1 protein-coding gene is annotated in these 278 nt (G+C 62.2%); it reads right to left on the bottom strand.

Annotated features, from left to right (window positions below; all coding sequences use genetic code 11):
• Positions 1–235: hypothetical protein (locus Q5762_RS38090; RefSeq protein WP_315896892.1), on the bottom strand; the 235-nt coding region annotated here is incomplete at its 3' end.
• Between the last annotated feature and the right edge of the window lie 43 nt (positions 236–278).

Below are 278 nucleotides of genomic sequence, written 5' to 3'. Positions count from 1 at the left end.
ACGGCGCATAGCCTTGCTTACTCAACTCTCGGCTGTACGCAAGGTGGTAATAGTCGGCCCAGTCGTGACCACTCAGAGCCTGGTCAACAGGATCGATCTGGCCCTTGGCGGCCCGACGAGCGTCCCGCTCGATCGCCGACTGCGACAGATTGGCCAGTAGCATCGAGCCAATGACCGTGCCTGCGACGGCTGCACCACCACCTGCTCCAGCACCGGAGTTCGCGACGCCCTGCATGGTACCGCTGAGATGTCTGGAGGTTTGCTCACCAGCCTCGGAA

Origin of the sequence: Streptomyces sp. P9(2023) (genome assembly GCF_032436795.1) — a bacterium.
Taxonomy (GTDB): Bacteria; Actinomycetota; Actinomycetes; order Streptomycetales; family Streptomycetaceae; genus Streptomyces.
This window is presented reverse-complemented; position numbering and strand designations above follow the sequence as displayed.